We start from the raw sequence: 19,663 nt of genomic DNA, 5'->3' as shown, positions 1-19,663 counted from the left end.
CACACGATGGCGATTGAGGTCTCCGAGGGGTGGGGGAAACTCCTCAAGACGCTGACCGGCATGCCCTTCCCGCAGGCGAACGAGGACACCCTGCGGGTGGTCAGTGACGAGTATCGTCAGATGGCCGAGAAGTTCCGTGAGGTGGAGGAACTTCTGCGGCAGGTCGTCGGCCGCGTCGACGAGGACTTCGAGGGTGAGACCGCGACCAGGTTCGTGGCGTACGCCCGGCAGTTCGTCGAGAGGACGAACGGCAACGAGAGCATTCTCGACCGTGCCTACGAGGACGCGCTCAAGCTGTCGAAGAACGCCCACACGACGGCTGCCGACATCGAGTACACCAAGTGGATGATCTTCGGCCAACTGGCCCTGCTCGTCGTGCAGATAGCCCTGGCCCAGGCCCTGATGCCGGTGACCGCCGGGCTGTCCGAGATCTGGGCGGCCGCCGCGATCGCCGCGTTCCGTGCCATGGCGATGCTGATCCTCAAGTTCCTGCTGGCCCAGATCATCATGCAGACCATCACCGGTCTGGTCGGCGGCCTGCTGCTCGACTCCATCCTCCAGCTCACCCAGCTGGGCCGTGGCGACCGCACGGAGTGGAACAAGAACTTCACCGCGGACGCCGCGAAGTTCGCCGCCATCGGCGGCGCGCTGGGCGGGCCGTTCGCGCTGCTCGGCGGCGGGCTCGGCAAGCTGCTCGGCAATCTGACCGGCAAGGGCCTCGGCAAGATCCTCGGCAACGACGCGGGGAAGGTGCTGGGCAAGGGGCTGGCCGGTGGCGGCAAGGGAGCGGGCGGCGCGGGCAAGGCCGCAGGTGGTCTGGGCAAGGGTGCCGGTGGTGCGGGCGCCGGTGGTCTGGGCAAGGGTGCGGGCGGTGCGGGTGCCGGTGGTCTGGGCAAAGGTGCCGGTGGTGCGGGTGCCGGTGGGCTCGGCAAGGGCGCGGGTGGTGCGGGTGCCGGTGGGCTCGGCAAGGGCGCGGGTGGTGCGGGCGCGGGTGGTCTGGGCAAGGGCGCGGGTGGTGCGGGCGCCGGCGCGGGGCTCGGCAAGGGTGCCGGTGGCGTCGGCGCGGGACTCGGCAAGGGGGCGGGTGCCGCTGGTGACGGCGCGGCCGGAGCGACCGGCAGGGCCGGAGCGGGCGCCGCGGGCCAGGCGATCTCGGAGGAGTCCGCCCGCAAGCTCGGCGAGCGCCTGGGCAACATCATGGGCCGGACCAACGAATCCCTGAACCACGTGGGGGCGGACGGCGCCAGGGGAGCGGCCGCGGGCGCGGTCGGCCGGGAGGTCGTCAAGGACTTCGCGAACGCCTTCGAGAAGAACCTCGGGGACTCCCTCGGCAACGAGACCGCCCGGAACCTGGGCCGCGACTACGGCGAGGCACTGGTCAAGAACTGGGGCGGCAAGGCCGACTGGCAGGGTCTGACCCATTCGCTGGACGACGCGCTCAAGCCGTACGTGAAGGACCTGGGGGAGAGCGGAGTGCGTGCGCTCTCGCACGACCTGCCCGGCTCCTTCGTCCAGACCATCAGCAAGAACATCGAAGGGAACATCGGCTTCCGGATCGGTAACTTCGTCGGTGAGATCGCCGGTGAGTCGGGCCACGCGGTGGTCACCGAGGGCATGTACAACCTGATCTTCGGGCCCGAGCACAAGTTCACGGTCAGCGGCTGGACAGCGGCCGCGGGCGCGGCGGGCGGCGTCATGGGCCGGGGGATCGGCCATGGCTTCCAGACCCTCCACCACGCGGTCCAGGGACCGCCGGCCGCGCCGCCGCCGCGCCCCCCGGTCTTCTCCTCCGACTCGCCCACCCCGCCGTCCACCGCCCCCCGGCCGACCACCGAGTCGAACCCCGGGGCGCGCGACGGTTCCGGCCCGAAGAACGACTCCGACAACCGCACGCTCACGGATTCGTCCTCGGAGTCCGGCTCGGACAACGCCTCGCTGCGCAGCGCCGACGACAGCGGCTCGGACGGCGACAGCCTGTATTACCTGGACACGGACGACTTCTCGGACAGCCGTACGCTGTTCTCGGGCGACGACGACACGAACGCCGGACCGTACGACGGGGCCGGCCCGTCCGCCCCCGCCTTCGCCACCAGCTCGAACGACACGAGCTTCACGAACAGCGCCGACCACACCAGCACCACGGACCATTCGGCCGCGCATACCTTCACTCCCGAACCCCCCGTGCCGTCGGCCATGGCGCCGGAGCTGGACCTCCTGCTGAACGGCCTCCCGGACGTACCCGAGACAACGCTCTCCCAGGACCAGGCGTCCGAGACCGTGACGCATGAGTTCACGGACGTGGACCGGCTCCTGGAAGACCTTCCGGACGTACCCGAGACACCACCGGGCGAAAAACTGACGCCGGAATCGGAGCAGCTTCTGGCGGATCTGCCCGATGTGCCGCGCAACGATCTTCCGGGCACGTCCGACGACGGCGAGGGCGGGCTGTCCACCGGCCGGTCCGACAACTCCGGGCCGGGAAACCGGACCGTGGACGACCTCGATCGCCTCCAGGAGCGCCTGGACCGGCTGAAGGACCGGCAGAACCCCGGCGACTCGGGCTCCGACCTGGCGGCACGGCTGGCCAAGCTGCGGGCGGGCGACTCCGACGGCCTCGGCCGCCCCGCACGGGTCGACGAACTGCGTGAGCAGTACCGCGCGGCCCTGGAGGAGGACGGCACCGCCGGGCCGACGTCCGACGGGACGACGACGGGTATCGAGGGCGACGGCGCTCTCCCCCAAGGCGGCGCTCTCCCGTACAACGGCGCGGGCGGCAGCGCACCGCCGCCGCGCCCGCTGCCGACCGCGTCCACGGCGCAGGGTGCCGGCACCGCCCCCGGCGGGCCACGGCACCCGGCACCCGCCGGCCCCTCCCCGGACGGGGCGGATCTGAAGTTTCCCGACATCCCGCAGAACGAACCCGGCGCCCAGCTCTTCACGGCGGACGAGCCGGATCTCGTGTTCCCGGACGTTCCCGAGGGCCCTCCGGGTACCGAGCCCCCGGCCGGGAACCGGCAGGGGACGGAGCGGATCGAGAGCGAGAGCGAAGGGCAGGGACCGGCCACCGAGGACTCGTCGAACCCTCTCCGTACGGAGACGCAGGACGACCTGCCCTTCCTCGAAGGCTTCGACCTGCACGACGACGGCGGCGTCGATGCGCTGATCACGCGCCTGGACGAACTGGGCGGCACCGGCGACGGCCCGGTGAACCGGCTGGACCAGCTGCCCGACGTCCCCGACGGACCGACGCCCACCGAACAGCGCAGGCTGACCAGGGACGTGGACCGGGAGGCCGACGCACTGCTGGCCGACGCCCGCCGGGTCGGCGTCGACAGGGAGACGCGGCAGCGGCTGAGCGAGAGCATCAGGGCCGACGTCCGTGCGGGCAGGCATGCCGACGCCGCAGGCGGCCTGCGGGAACTGGGCGACCTCGTGGCCGTGCACGGCCTCGGTGAGCGCCTGCGGCAGTTCCGCGGTCATGTGGACGGCGGATACGAGCCGCGGGCCGCGCAGTTGGGCATGCGCCGCACGGAATGGCTGCGCCATGCCCTGGACATCGAGCAGTCGGCCCTCGGCGGCGATCCCCGTCGGACGACCCAGCTGCTGGACGAGTTCGAGAACCGTCTCGGCACCCTCGGGTCCGAACTGGGCACCCGCGCCGACAACAGCCCCGAGGCGCTCCGTAAGCAGTTGGCCGACAACAGGCGGGCCGACGCGGAAGAAGCGGGCATGGACCGCGAGCGGTTCCTCGCATGGGAGGACCGCCGGGAGCAGGCGGCGACCCCCGAGGACCTCCACAGGATCCAGGCCGACTACGACACCGAGCTGACGGCATCGCGACGGCTCGCGGCCCTGCGCGATCTCGGGGCATCCGAGAGGGAACTGGCCGACTGGAAAAGCCGGTTCGAGGGACAGACGCGGAGCAGCGACCTCGACGCACAGTACGAACGCCGTACGGCCACCCTGGGCAGGGAGGCCGAACTGGCCTCCTTCCGGGCGAGGCTGGACGCCTTGCGCGAGGGCGGACACCAGCAGGACTCCGAGCAGCCGCCGCCCCCGCCGCAGGACGGCCCCGACGGTGACGGCACCCCGGACCGGGACCGCTCCGAGGACGCCGCGGCGGAGAACGACCGGCTCCTGGAGGAACGGCTCGACCGGCTGCGCGAGGGAATGGACGGCACGGGTCCGTCGCGCGAGGAGCGGCAGCAGTGGGAGGACCGGCGCGCGAACGCCGAGGACGACACGGCGAGGCGGACCGTCGAGCAGGAGCAGTTCGACCGGATGGCACAGCTGGAGCGTGACCGCCGGCTGAAGGCCGTGTCCGACCCTGATCCCGCCGGGGCGGAGCGCAGCCCCGAACGCCGCGCCGAGTGGCAGAACAGGCTGGACGAGGCGGCGGGCGACCACCAGGCCATCGACCGGATCCTCGACAGCTACGACGCGGAGACGGCAGAGCTGCGGCGCGAAGGGCAGGAGCGCCTGGAGCAGGAGCTCCGCGCGCCGGACCGACTGCGGGACCTCGACGGGCGTATCGACCGCTCTCTGGGCAAACTGCCCGACGAGATACGCCGGCAGGCGGCCGACGACGCCCGCTCGCTGGTGGAACGGCTGCGGAACCTGGCCACGGCCGACCGCACGACCGACCGCACGCCCGGCGGTCCCAAGACGGACGACTCCGTGTCGGAGAAGAGCAAGGACGTACGCGACCCGGACCTCACGGACGGCGAGGGTTCGTCGAAGGCCGGGCCCTCGACGACCGTACGGACTCCCGCCGCCCGGACGAACGTCGAGGGGGAGTCCGACAGCTCTGCGAAGACTCCGCGGCCGACCGGCTCCGAACAGGACAGGCGTGCTCCGGTGCAGCCGGGCGAGCAGCTGATCGAGGCTCCGCGGCAGCGGGACGACGCGTCGGAGTCCGGAGGGAAGGACGGGGACAGCCTCCACGCGCGGGACCGGGATGACCTGCCGTCGCCGAACGGCCGCCGCATACGTACTCAGAGCGAGGACGACACGCGGTCCCTGACCGAGGATGACGCGCGGTCCCTGACCGAGGACGACACGCGGTCCCTGACCGATACGCGGACCAACTCGGAATCCGAACCGGACAACGACCTCGCTCTCAAGGCCGATGACACGTCCGAGTCCAAGGACGAGTCCAAGGACGAGTCCAAGAACGAGTCCAAGAACGAGTCCGAGAACGAGTCCAAGAACGAGTCCGAGTCCAGGGCCGAGGCCGAGGACAAGGCCGCGTCCGAGGACAAGGCCGAGGACAATGACGCCGACTCCGTGGCCTCCGTCCCCGAGGACTCCGAGATCCCGGTGAAGGGCGAGGAGAACGAGAAGCCGCCGGGAGCTCCCGGCGGCGGCCCCTCACGGGCAGACGCGTCGAGCGAGCAGCAGCGGCCCACGGCCCGCGACAAGGCTCTGGACGCGCTCGCGGCGGACGAGTACGAGCAGCGGATGTACCGGGCGCGCCGCGATCGTCCGGACCTGACGAGCGAGGAAGCCCTCCGCGACGAGGTGTACCGCCGGATCGGGAACCCGGGCGAGAAGGTGGTGAAGGCGGCCTTCGCCGCCCCGCTGCTGGAGAGCGACGTCGCTCCTCTCACGCGGGAGCAGACCGACGGGTTCGTCACGTACGACGACAACGCGATGCTGCCGAAGTCGCTGCGGGGGCAGGGCCACGGGCGGATCACCGTCAGGGGCGTCGACGCGCTGGCCGATTCCCTCGCGACGGGGTGGCGTCTGCGGCCCGGAGGGCTCGAAGAGCTGAGGCGCGTGCTCACCCAGAGCCCGCACACGCTGCTCAGCCCCCGGACCTTCGTGCTGCCGACCGTGGACGGCGGCCACCGGGAGATCTCCCTCTCGCTGGAGAGCTACGGGAACTGGCGCCGCCACGCCGAGCCGTCGCCCCTGGCTCCGGTGGAGGGCAGCTCGGCCGCCAAGTCCGCCGAGGACGAGGCCCCCAGGACCAAGCCCGCCGAGGTTGCCGAGGACGAGGCCAACAAGGCTGCCAAGGACCAGACCACCAAGGACCAGAGCGCCAAGGACGAAGCCGCCAAGGACGAGATCACCGAAGCCGCCAAGGACGGGGCCGCCGGGTCGAAGACCGACGGGGCGAAGACCGACGGGTCGACGTCGGACAAGACGAAGACCGGTGCGAAGGCCGCCGACGCCCCCGTCAAGATCGAGACCGAACTCCGCACCCGCCCCGGCGCGACGGAGACCAAGTCCCTCGGCACGTCCCGTGCTTTCGGAGTGGCGATCCCGCTCGGCCCCTCCGCGGGGAACGTCGGCGCGTTCGGGTCGCTGTCCCTCGGCGCCCGGCGCATGGAGGCCGGCTACACGTACACCCAGGAGAGCCGTGCCCAGAGCAGTGTGACCGTGGTCGGCAAGGACGGCAGCCATCTGCATGTGAGCGACCTGCACATCGCCGTCGAGTCCTCGCGCGTCTGGGACAGCAAGGGCCGTGAGGCGGTCACGGACCAGCAGCAGCCCGGCACCGTCACGCGGCGGGGCTACCGCATCCAGGACGGCGTCACCTGGCGGGTCCCGGACAGCGTCACCGACCCGGCGATCCCGGACCGGCTGCCCACCGCCTTCACGTTCGCGCCGGGCGCCCGGCCGCACCTCCTCGCGCCGCTGAACGTCACCACGGAGACCCGGCTGCTGGACTGGGCACTCGTGAATTTCCCCGAGGCGACCCCCGGCAGCTTCCTCCGTCACCAACTGGCCGATCTGTTCGGCGAGGAGAGCCTGCGCACCATGATCGCGCAGAGCTCCGGCGAGACGGTGGTCAGCGCCCCGCTCTTCGCCGGTCTCGGCAACCGGTCACTGGGTTCCGTGGAGCTCCGGCTCGTCCCGGTCGACGCGACACTGCTCCAGGCGTCCGACAAGACCGAGGTCAAGAAGGCCGACGCGCAGCGCTCCACCGCCACCACGGAGAAGAAGAACACCCAGGGCGCCGCGATCGGCATCGCCGCGGGCCCTCAGATCGCGCTGCTCCAGCCCGTGGGCACCCTGAGCCTCCAGGTCGCGGGTTCGGCCGCCCTGACGACCCAGCGTGCGGAGAGCAGCTACAGCGGCAACACGGCCGAATCCGTGCGGACGCTCAACAGTCGCGGCCACTCGGGGCTCTACGACGTCCGCTTCCGGGTCGAACTGCGCAAACAGGGCGGCGCCTGGGAGTCGCCCGAGCCGGCCGGGCGGACCACCGGCGCCGACCCGAACGCCGCGAACGAGGAAGGCGCGTTCCTCACCGCCACCGTGCAGTTGCCGCGGGCCGACGCGCGCAGACTGGCCGGCTGGGACGACGGCACCTCCCCCCTCCCGGCAGCCGAGGCGCCGCCCGCCCCCGCGTATCTGTCGCCGTCGAACCCGGCGACCTTCGGCCTGCACGCGGTCCTGGACCTCACGGCGACCCGCGCCCCGGAAACAGCCCCGTCCCAGGTCTCCCTGACAGACGTGCTGGTCGACCGCGTCCAGGCCGGGCTGCACCGCGCCTACCCCGACCTGGTGCTTCCGCCCCGGCCGGACACCGACGCCACCGGCGGCCGGAGCGGCGGCAGCGACCGGAAGTACAACAACGCGGTACGCAACACCCATCTGCTGCGCCAGGCACTCTCCCGTACGGTGCTGGAAGGTTCCCTCGACCGGCTGACGAGCACCGGACTGCGGATCCAGCTTGAGCAGCTCGACTCCGTCAACAAGCGCTACGTCGTGCTCACCGTGCGGGCCGAGGCGACGGACCGCCGGTTCGCGGGCACGCACCACGATCTGGGCCTGGCGAACAACGTCCTGTCCACGCGCCGCGCGGACAGCGCGACCACCCGTACCCACGGCTGGTCGGCCGGCCTCGACATCGGACTGACCGGGATCAAGGGCTTCGGCGGCACCGGGAGCTTCGGCTACCGGTACGGCAGACAGAGCGCCTACGGCATGACGTACGGTCCGACGCTGACCCCGGACGGCGGCATCACCAGTTCCGGGGCGCAGCACCTGTGGTCCTACGACCTGGCCTTCACGGCCCACGCCACCAGTTTCACCCGGCCGCGGCAGATCGCGCGGACCATGACCGGCGAGCTGCTCAGCACCCGGTGGTTCGTGAAGCAGGCCGCCGGGCGCGTCGATGTCCTGGGCACCGGGCACGGCGACGGACAGACGGCTCAGGCTCCCCTCACCGGCCGTGTCACCCTCGCCGTACCCGCGTCGCTGTCCGTCGTCCCCGACCTGCCCGTCAACAGGCCGGAAACGGTCCTGGCGCCGGTGCCCGTGCCGATGGACCCGGCTCTGGCCGACCTGCTCTCCTCCGGGAAACCCGTCTCCACGGATCACTGGACGCCCCACGCCCTCTTCGACGGGCTGCACTCCGTGCAGAACGTCACTTCCCCCGAGGTCGTGCTGCACCACCTCAAGGAACTGCTCGCCGCCGTCTCCGGCAACTCCTGGATCTACGGAACCGACGGGACCCCCGCCTCCGTCGCCCTGGCCGAGGCGTTCACCTCCGGCCGCAACGAAGCGGACTTCAGCGACGCGGCGCAGACGGGCAAGCACATCAGCGACCTGTTCGGAAGGACGGCCGTCACCGACATCACCGCGTCGGTCAGCGCCTGGCCCCAGGTGCGCGGGACGCGCGTGCTCGCCGTCGTCGACTCCAGCGACCTCGCGCTGTCCAACGTCGGCTCGGGCACCAGCGGGGCGGGGCACTCGGTCGCCCACGTCCGCAGTCACACCATCTCGACCCTGCTGGCCTTCCGGGCCAAGCACACCGACGCGCTCCAGACCGCCGGCACCTACGGACTCACCGCGTCGCCCTACCAGCGCACCAGCACCGCGACCACGGCGGAGACCTTCTCGGCGAACCCCGCCCACACGGTCCAGTACACCGGCCCGATGGTCCTGGTCGGCGCCGATGTGGCCTGGCACCTCGCGGCCCGCTCCCAGCCGTCCGGTCTGCTCCAGGCACCCATGGAGGCGATGCGCGGACGGCCGCCCCAGGGCCGGGTCGTGGAGATCCCCGACGGCCTGCTCGTGTGGATGCCGCTCGCCGAGGCGCGGAAGGCCGGTCTCTTCGACGACGGTCTCACCGCTCCGCCGCCCCAGCAGCTCTACACCGCCGTCGAGGCGGCCCCGCACGCCACGCTCACCGTCGGCCGCATCGATATGTCCCAAGCGATCCGCGAGTTCACGAACCGGCTGCTGGAAACCCTGCCCCAGCACAAGAGCTGGCTCGGGCCCAAGAGCCTGCTGGCCGACCAGCTCGGCGGCCTGGCACGGCAGATGACCACCCTGTCGCCGTCCGGCATCCGCGCTCTGCAGTCGGGTATGGAGAACGGCGGCACGTCCCTGCGCCTGGCCCGGAACAAGATCGGACCGGCCAAGGACGCCAGCCTCACCATGACCCTGACCCGGGACGGCTTCACCCCCGGTGCGCTGCGCCACGACGTGAAGCCCACGATCACCCGGCCCACGTCCACGGGGGAGACGGTCACGGAGAAGCTGGCGCGCGGGTACGAGGCCGGATACCGGCTCGGAGAGGTGCCCACCATCTGGGACCGCCCGGGTCTGCGGAGCGGTGGCTTCACCCTCGACGACCGCGTCGGGTCCACCCGCTCGTCCTCCCTGGCGCACGCGGTCACCGACGCCGTGAGCGCCCAGGTGGCCTTCGAGGGGCCGGTGGTGACCGGCCGTACGAGGTTCAGCGCCACCTTCACGCTGGAGTTGCCGGACGGGACCGTGGTGCGCCACACGTACCCCGTCGGTGATGCCGAGGTGGTGCTGCCGCTGAGCCTCGCCCGACCGCAGAGCACGGAAGGGCGGACGGCCGAGCAACGGACAGCCGAGCAGCGGACAGCCGAACAGCAGACGGCCGAACAGCGGAAGACGGTACCGAAGCAGCCTCTGTCGCAGGCGGTCGGCACGCCCCGGGAGCCCGCCCGCCCGGTGCTGCTTCCTCCCGATCAGCAGCAGGCCGTGCCGCTCCGGCAGCGGAACGAGGCGGGCCGGAAACTGTTCGACACCGGCCCGGAGAGTGTCGTCGTCACCACCGTCGGCGGCATCACCGTCCTTCGCGACGCCGCGGCGTACGCCGTCGACCTCGCCGTCAAGGGCCGTGGCACCACGACCGACGCCGCGACGGTGATGCCCACCGACGGGAACGGCCGCTATGTGCGCAGGACGGTGTTGACGCGGCCCGGCACAGCCGCCGGTGAGGTCCTGAAGGGAGGCATCAGCACCGATGTGCTGAGCGCCTACCTTCCGCAGATGATCCGCGACGGCCTGACCGTCACGCTGCACGACACCACGTCGACGATCGGCGGGACGGACGCGACGCTGAAGATCTCCGCCGACGTCGATCTGTCCCGGGCCCGGCTGCTGGCGGTGGACCCGGGCGCGGGACTCGGCGGCAGTCGGCGGACCATGGACAACGACACCTATACCGGTGACACCACCGAATCGCACGCGCCGGCGATGACCGCGGGACCGGCCTTCGAGACGCAGCCCCTGGTCCAGTCCACGGCGAGTGTGCCGGGCTGGACGGACTCCGACGCTGCGGGTGGTGCCGCCGACCGCCGGACCTCCGCGCTGACCACGCTCAAGCCGTTCGCCGGTGGCGCGGTGCTCATCCAGGCGCCCCTGCACGTACTGCAGACCGCGAAAGCCTCGCACCGCATCGCGGACCTGCCGGTCGTCCCGCCGGCGCTCAGGCCCGGATCCAGGCCGCCGGTCACCGTCGAGCACACGGTGCGGGACGGAGTGACGATGTGGGTGTCGTTCGACGTCGCCCGGGAGCACGGACTGCTGCCGCCCGAGGTCGAGGCCGCCGCGGCCACCGTCAAGAAGCAGACCAAGAAGTACACCGAGGCCGCCACGGAGGCGGAGGGCACCGAACGGCGCCTGCGCGCACTCGGCAGCGAGGTCTCCTCGCTCCACACGGAGTTGCGGCGCCTTCTGGAGACACCGGCTCCCACCGGCCCGGACGTGACCGCGGCGCGGCAGCGGCTCGCCACGGCACAGTCCCGGTACGCCGAAGCCCAGCAGGACCTCGCCAACCGGCGCCGCGTCCTCGCGACCGCCGAGCGGCACCTCGCGGGAGCCTCCGAGGCCGCCTGGAAGGCCGTCGACCACTACACGGTCACCGGCGCCCGCCCCACCGGCACGCCGCCGGTCCCCTGGAGCGAGCCGCCCGCCGTCGATGCGGCCGTCGACGCGGTGGAGACCCCGGTCGCCGCCGTCGGCTATCCGCCGCTCACCGAAGCCCTGGCAGCACTGGAATCCCTCGGAGGCCAGGCGTCCCAGGAGGGCCAGGCGTCCCAGGAGGGCCCGGCGTCGCTCGACGCCCCGGCCACGACCGGCCTCACCGAACTGCCGGGCCTCGTCCCGCGGGAGGATGTCCTCGCCCGCACGGGGGTCTGGCTCGACGATGCCGCGCCGCTGTCGGACACGGACGCCGTACGCCGCGAACAGATCAAGGCGGCGGGCTGGGCGCAGCGCCTGCGGACGGCGGACGCCGCCTACCGGTCGTCGCTGGAGGCCGTGCCGGCCGCCGGGCAGGCCGACCTCGACACCGTCGCGATGCACGAGCGGCGGGCCGGGAAGTCACGGAACGAGGAAGAGGCCCGCAAGCACCTGAACGCGGCACGGGACGCCCGGTCGGCCTACGACCGGGCGGTCGCCCGGCTGACGGCCGATTTCCGTGAACTCGCCCTCGTCCAGGCGAACTTCGAAGCGGTGGACGCGTCCACCCGCGGACTCCGGGGGCCGCGGGCGGAAGGAAGCGCCACCGGGACACGGGGCGTGACGCCCTGGCACCCCGCACCGGAACCCGAGGGTTACGTCCGTCCGTCCGCCGTGAAGTCCGCCCCCGAGCCGTACGTCGCCCAGGGGGAGGACGCGCAGGGCCGGCCGGCCGGTCTGAAGGCACCGGACGGCCGCGTCCTCCAGCTCGTGGAGCCGCCCTCCACCGGGCCCGCTCACCTCGACACCGGTACGAGTTTCCACCGCTCCCTCCTCGACGCCGTCGACCGCGCGCATCCCCGACTCCTCGCCGAGCTGGGCCTCCACGGACCGGGCAGGAAACTCTCCGCCGAGGACGTCGGGCATCTGAGGCAACGGCTCGCCGACCGGCTGATGAAGGACGGCGAGGAACTCGCGGAATTCCTCGCGATCGACCCCCAGGAGCGGTTCACCGCACAGGAACTGGCCGACGCGGCCATCGTGCTCAGCGCGGCGGAAGCCGCCGAGCACGCCGACTCGCGCGGACGCCTCCCGGACACCGTGGCCGCCCGGCTGACCCCCGTACAGCGCCTGGAGCTTGCCCGTACGACACTGCTGCGGCCGGGCGACGGGCAGATCGGTGACCGCAAGGACACCGGCTGGAACCACTCCGCGGGCGACCTCGCGGCGCTGCTCGCGGCCCGGGTGCTCGGCGTTCCCGTGACGGTGGTCCAGCCGGACCTGAGCCATCTGACGTTCGCCGCACCGGGGACGGACGCGGCCGGGAACACACGGTCGGGTGTTGTACTGCACCTCGCCGACGACCGGTACCGGGCCGCGGTCCCCCTCGCGACACAGGACCTGCTGCTCAACGCCTACCCGGAGATCACGCAGCAGCACACCGACCCGGTCCTGACCGAGAGCGTCGAGCCCGCCGCGGTCCGCGCGACGGCTCCCACCGGTCCCACCTTCTACGTGGGAGCCGGCAGCGAAAGGCCCACCGCGGTTCCCAAGGAGCTCAATTTCGTCTGGCAGGGCGGCGTACTGAAAGAGGCCGCCCGCAGCAATCTTCAGGCCTGGGCGGAAAAGGCGCGAGAGGCCGATTGGAAGCTGTCGATCTGGACCGACGAAGACGGAAGGAAGAACAACAAGGAATTCCTCAAGGGCTTCACGGACTCCACAACCGTCCAGCACAGGTCGGTCAAGGACCTGTTCGCCAAGGACAAGAGTTTCGGCGGGGAGCGGATACCGGCCAAGGCGCACGACCTGCACGTCGCCGCGCTGAAGAAGGACAGCTTCGCGATGGCTTCCGACGTCGCCAGGTACGCCCTCCTCTACAAGCACGGCGGGGTGTACCTCGATGTGGACCTGGGCCCCGGAGCCGTGGTGCTGCGTCCCGAGGGCGTCCTGCTGCCGAAGGGAGGCGACACCCTGCCGATGTTCGGGCCGATGCTGCAGAACATGGAGAGCGTGCGAAAGGTGCTCGGACTCGCCGATGACGCCCCCGTGGCGGGCCGCGTTCAGGAAGCCGCCGTCAAGGCGTACGAAGAGGGGCTGTTCGGGAATCAGTTCATCGTCGCTCATCCCGAGAGTCCTTTCATGAAGCGGGTCCTGGATGACCTGCCGGATCTCAAGGACGAGAACGCGTATGTCCGCGGTCTCCTCAAAGCGGCCATGGTGTCGAAGAACGTGGCCGGGCATACGGGTCCGGGTTTTATCTCGCGGCAGTTCGACGAGCACACCAAGCCGCTTCGGAGCGACGAAGACACGGAATACACTTTCCGGCGGCCGCTGTCCCAATTCCGTATCCGGGCAGCCGACTGGGAGGACTGGACGCGGCTGGACTGGCTGACGCCCGAGAGCGAGAACCTGGAAGTCCCCGGGACGACGTCCGTGCTGTCCCGGCAGGGAACCCTCAGGCGCCTGGCCGAGACGGTCAGACACCCGAGCCGGTGGGGAAGCGGTACGTTCCGCTCGCGCCCGGCGCTGCTGCCGAACGAGGGCACGCTGCTGACCGGCATCGACGCCTCGTCGGAGCGACCCGTGCAGGGCGGGAAGCCGAAGGGCGAGCTGGTCGGCAAGGACGGCAGGACGGTTTCGTACGAGCGTGTGCACGAGAGCCTGCGGACGATCCGCGACGCCTCCGGTAAGACCATCGGATACGCGTCGCACAGCGACACGGACTGGGCCCCCCGCAAGGACTTCTACGCCAAGTACCGCGCCGACGAGACGTCCTTCGCGACCTACCGGAAGACGGACGGCGGAAAATTCGCTCCGGTGGCCGACGACGAATCGTCGCCCCGTACCGTTCCGTGGCACTCCGACACGAGCACCCCTCCCGGGCAGCAGGCCCCCAAGCCGCTCTTCTTCGACGCGCACGGTTCCCGCGACGGGGTCAAGCTCCAGATCCGCGGTGAGCTACCGCTGGTCGTCGACGGCGCCCAGTTCGCGCGCTTCATGGAGACGTTGACGGACCCGTCGCAGCCCCCCGCCCCGGTGGTGCTGGTCGCCTGCGACACCGCCAGCCCCCGGGCGGCGGACGGCGGAAGCGTCCTCGCGGACGCGGCACAGACCGTGCCCGGACGGCGTTGGTACGCACCCGATGTCCCGGTCGGCCATGCGTCGAAGGCGAGCGCGACGGGTGAGAACGGAGCCACGGGAGTGCTGGCGCTGCTCGCGGACCCCGCCACGCAACGACAGGGCCAGTGGGTGACCGCGGGCGGGATGGCCGACGCGGGATCCGGGCTCACGCGCCCGGACCGGACGGCGGGGGACGAGACCCTGGTCGCCCCGAACGCCACCGACACCTCGGATGCCCAGCACGGTGCGGACAAACTCCTGCTCAACACCCCGTCCGAAGGTCAGCCGCCGTCCGACCCCGGCGTGCTGCGCCTGGGCGGCGGCACGGGCGAGGCCCTGCCCATTCCCAAGAAGCTCAACTTCATCTGGATGGGCCCGGTAATGACGCCCGCCGCACGGACGAACCTGCGGACGTGGGCGGTCAAGGCCCGGGAGTCCGGCTGGGAGATGAGGATCTGGACCGACGAGAACGGCGCAGCCAACAACCGCCAATTCCTGGACAGGCTCGCGGGGGGCGGATCGGTCGTGAACGCTTCCATCGCCTCACTGTTCGAGAAGAAGTGGCACAACGCGCTCTCCAAGGACCCGTTGTCGAAGGCGCGGGTCCTCTACGGGGAAGGTCAGAAGCACAGAAGCTTCGCGATGGCCTCGGACGCCGCCCGGTACGCGATCCTCTACGAGCAGGGCGGTGTGTACCTGGACGTCGACCTGGCGCCCGGCGGGGTCGACCTGCCACGCGACGGCGTGCGGATGCCCGTCGACGATGCCCTGCCCATGTTCGGGCCCCGCTTGAGGGATGAGAGCAGCGTGCGCGCGCGAATCGGCACCGCCGCGACAGGGGAGCCGGAACAACCGCTGACCGCGGAGGCCATCCGCGCCGCGGCCGTGGACTGCTACGCCACGGGGGAGTTCAACAACGCTCTGATCGCCGCCCACGCCCGCAACCCCTTCCTCAAATACCTGCTCAAGAACCTTGTGGATCTGGGATCCCTGTCACCGGAACAACGGGCGGTGAAGGAAGGGGAGATCAAGAGGCGGGACGTGGCCAGCATCACCGGGCCGGTGTTCATCGACACGAAGATGAACGACTACAACCGCAAGTGGGTGAGGGAGAACCCCTCCCAGCCGACGACCACAGTGAGGGGATCACGCAGGTTCAGCCCCACGGACGCGGCCCGCGACACCTGGATCGATCTGACCTGGGTGACCGCGGAGAGCGCGAACCAGGAAACGGCGTCCCTGACCGGCTCGGACGATGCTGATCCGGCACCGCCGCCCGTCGAGCGCACCGCCACGGTGCGGGAGAAGCTGAAGAAATTCGCCGGCACACTCCGGGGCAATCCCACGGGCGGCGGAGGCCGAGGCAGCAGCGGCGGCGGCTCCTTCTCCGGAGCACCGGGATTCCTCACCAACAGCCCGGCCACCCTCTCGGCAGGCGACGCGCTCTCCGCCACGCATGGGCCCCTATCCTCGCCCTCGACCGAATCGCTGCTCGCACGGCCCGCCGCCAACCCGACGCCGGACGCCGTGCTCACGGGCAGGGACGGGCGCAGGGTCACCTACGGCCAGGTCTACGAGGGACTCCAGCTGATCCGTGGTGCCGACGGCAGGACACTGGGTTACGCCTCGCACACCCCGGAGCAATGGGCCCCCCGCAAGGACTTCTACGCCACCTACCGCTCGGACGAGAACCTGTTCGCGCACTACCGGGCCGCGGACGACGGGACCTACGTCCCCCACACCGACGAAACCTCCCCGAGCGGCGAGGTCCCCTGGCAGACCGGCGCGCCGACGAAGGAGGCGCCGAATCCGCTCACGCCGCTGTTCTTCGACGCGCACGCCACCGTGGACGGCATCGAACTCCATGTGGTGGGCGAAACACCGCTGGAGGTCGACGGCGCCCAGTTCGCGCGTTTCATGGAGACACTGAGGGACCCCGCGCAACCCCCGGCTCCGGTCGTGCTGGTCGCCTGCGACACCGGGAAGCCCCGGCCCACCGACGGCGGGAGCATCGCGAGGGACGCGGCACACGCCCTGCCCGGACGTCTCTGGTACGCCCCCGACGTCGAGGTCGGTCACGCGCGCCCGGCGACCGGGGCCGACGGTGCCACCGGAGTCCTGGGTCTGCTCGCGGACCCGGTCACCCACCACCGCGGTCAGTGGATCACGGCGGGGGAGTCCCTCGAATCCGGCCCCGCCGTGGCACCCGTCCCGAAGCGGGCCGACCAGCCCGCTCCCACGTACTCGGACATGATCTTCGAAGCCCTCAACACCGCCCCGCAGAGCAGCACGGAGCAGGGGGAGGCGCAGACGACGTCCGACGACCAGGCGCCGGGCGGGCCGCAGACCGAGCAGACGGCGCCCGTACCACCGCAGCCGGACCACGACGCATCCGCCGAGCCGCCGCCCGAACCGTCCCTGGACATCTCCTACCGGGAGGACGGCGTGGCCCCGCAGCTCCTGCGCGCCCACGACGAGGAATCGGTGCGCAAGTACGTCTTCACCTCGCTCGCGCGGGGCGACTACGACGCCGTACACCTGCTCCTGGACCGGTTGGGGGCGTCGGACGTTCCGCCGGGCTATCTGGAGAATCTGCGCGTTCAGTTCGACGCGCTCGCGACCGACGCCCCGGTCGCTCCCCCCGTCCCGCGAGAGATCCATTTCGTCTGGCTCGGCGGCGACATGCCCACGGCCGCGCTCACCAACATCTTCGCGTGGGTCCGCGCGGCCCGCAGCGCCGGTTGGAACACCAACCTGTGGACGGACGGCAACACGAAGCTGAGCAGGACCACCCTGCTCAGGATCCGGACCACGACGGGGCTGACGCGGATGCAGATCGATTCCGTCATCGACCCGCGCCTGGCGGAGTCTTTCGGGGTGGCCAGTGCGGGCGGCGCGTACCCGTTCGCCTCCGACCTCGCCCGCTACAGCATCCTCAAGACGTATGGCGGGGTGTACGCCGATGTGGACCTGGGCCCCGGGACGATCGACCTCGCCCCCGCCGGGAACACTCCGGGGCTCCGGCGGAATGACCTGCCCGTGTTCGGCCCGCTCATCCGTGACGTGGAGGGTCTGAATCTCACGCTGGAGCGGAAGGCGATGCTGGAAGGTGTCGCTTATGTGCCGCCGACCGGGCCGCCGACCGCGCAGCAGATTCGCGCCGTGGCCGACCACCTGCTCGACACCGGCGGCTACGGCAACCATTTCATTTCCGCGCAGCGGGACTCGGTGTTCATCGAGCGGCTGATCGTGAAGGTCGCCGACAAGATCCGCGGACTTGAGGAGGCGGATGAGATGAAGCTGGCGGGCCCGGCGTCCTCGGGGCCGTTCCCCATGCTCCAGGTGCTCAACGAGCACCTGGAGGCGGAGTTCGGGGTGAGGAACCTCCAACGGGGCGAGTACGGCAGGTTCCAGGGCCAGGGCAGGCATTTCCACGAGGCCATCGAGTGGCTGACAGCGGAGAGCGAGAACCAGAGTTACGAGAGGTGACACGTCGTCATGTGTAATGGTGCGGGCGGGAATTGAGCTCGCCGTAGAGCGATCGAGAGGATGAGGAAAGTCGATGGCAGGGAAAGAGGGCTCACCCGTGAAGCGAGTGCGATCCACCGAGGAGAGCGAGCCCGCGCGCAACCGGAGTGAGGCCGTGGGCACTCCGGCTCCCGACAGCGAGGCGTCCCCCGGAGCCCCGGGAAGCATAGGCGCCCCGTCCTCGCCGCCGTCCCCCACATCGACGGAGGGCGGCGACGGCGGCATCACCGGCGGTAAGGACACCGGCGGCGCGAGGACGCCGACCGCCTCGAAACCCGGTCCGGAGAAGCCCGACGAGCCCGCGGCGGAAACCCCGGCAGTGGTGCACGCGGCCGGAGTCTCCATCGGCAGGGGCGCCTCCGGGTCCGAGCAGCAACCCGACGGCGAGAGCGCGGCAGCAGCCCGGGAAGAGCCGGCGCCGACGGCCGGCAAGGCCGCCGCGGTGCCCACCACCGGTTCGGGGAGCGCCTCCGCCTCCGCCTCATCGGGTGCTGCGGAGAGCGTCGCCGGGGAGCCGGCCGAAGCGAAGGCACCCCTGTCCACCGCGGCATCGACCCCGGCGGAACCGGCCACCGAGGCATCGACCCCCGCGAGCGCGCCCTCCGTCTCCGGGACAGCGACCGCCTCCGGGACGACGACAGGCGTCGCAGAAACGACCGCCTCCGCCACAACGACCGCCTCCGCCACAACGACCGTTGCCGCCACGGCGACCGCGGTCGCCGCAGCCTCCTCAGGTCCCCCCGGCGGGGCCTCGGCGGCTGAGGGCGGTGCCCCGGAGCGCCCCGGCCGTGTCTCGCGCCCGATGGTCGTCGCGGCAGCCTTCGCCGGCGCGCTGCTTCTGGCGACCCCGTTCGTCGTGGCGGGTGCCCAGAAGGACGAGGCCAAGCCGAAGGGCCGGGAAGAGGCGGCGGCCTGGAAGGCGGACGGCCGGGCCGGCGGCTACGTGCCGGGCACCGATCCCGACCGTACCGAGGGCAAGCGGCAGGCCGGCGGCGATGATCCGGGCAAGACCCCGGCCCGGCTCGACAAGGGCACGGGCACGGGCGGGGGAGGAGACGTCCGGGCCGACAGCGGGGTGGGCGGGAAGTCCGCGGACGGCTCCACCGGGACGAAGGACAAGGGCACCAAGGGCGAGGGCGACAAGACGTCGAAGAGCACAACCGGCGACAAGGCCCCCGACCCCAAGAGCTCGAAGACTCCGGCCAAGGCCCCCGCGGCCGGTACGGTGCCCAAGTCGGCGCCCGCCGTGGTGTACAGCGGGGTGTCCGGACCGGAATGTGACACCCAGCGCTTCCAGAAGTCCGGCTACTACAGCGACGGCAAGGAGGGCTGGGCCACCCACACCGGTGGCTTCGGAGGGTACGGCTGCGACGGCAAGTACCTCTCCATGCCCATGTCCGGCAGCTCCTCCAAGGACTCGGGCGGATCGGCGACCTGGCTGTTCGACCTGCCCGACAGCGCCAGGAAGTGCAGCATCTCTGTCCACGTACCCGGGAGTTCCGACATCGTGCGGGTGGGCGGCAACCCGAGCTACTACACCGTCTACGACAGGTTCCTGCCCCGGACCAGCAACCTGGTCGGCTCCTACTACGTCCGCCAGAAGGAGCGTCGCGGCACCTGGTACAACGTGCCGGGCACCTTCGCGGTGGACGCCAAGAAGCTCTCGGTGCAGCTGCACGACCGCGGCGAGGACAACAACTACGAGCACCACGCGATATCCGCGCTGAAGGTCACCTGCACCGGCTGAGAGACCGGCGCGGTCCCACACATCGCGTGAGCGGGACTCACGCACCGTCGAACGCACGGGCCCACGCACGCAATGCACGGGCCCACGCACGCA

The 19,663-nt window shown here is 71.3% G+C and carries 2 protein-coding genes; both read left to right on the top strand.

Features of this window, described 5'->3' with window-relative positions; translation table 11 throughout:
* Positions 1–6 precede the first annotated feature (6 nt).
* On the top strand, positions 7–17,784 hold the full coding sequence (locus A6A29_RS23325) for a glycosyltransferase (RefSeq protein ID WP_073722542.1): 17,778 nt from the start codon (positions 7–9) through the stop codon (positions 17,782–17,784).
* Between the two features lie 97 nt (positions 17,785–17,881).
* A complete protein-coding gene (locus A6A29_RS23320; protein ID WP_143197049.1) occupies positions 17,882–19,570 on the top strand; it encodes a hypothetical protein in 1,689 nt (562 codons plus the stop codon).
* Positions 19,571–19,663: the final 93 nt, after the last annotated feature.

The organism is Streptomyces sp. TSRI0281 (assembly GCF_001905125.1).
Lineage (GTDB): Bacteria > Actinomycetota > Actinomycetes > Streptomycetales > Streptomycetaceae > Streptomyces.
The sequence above is the reverse complement of the archived record's forward strand: the minus strand, read 5'-3'. Positions and strand labels throughout refer to the sequence as shown.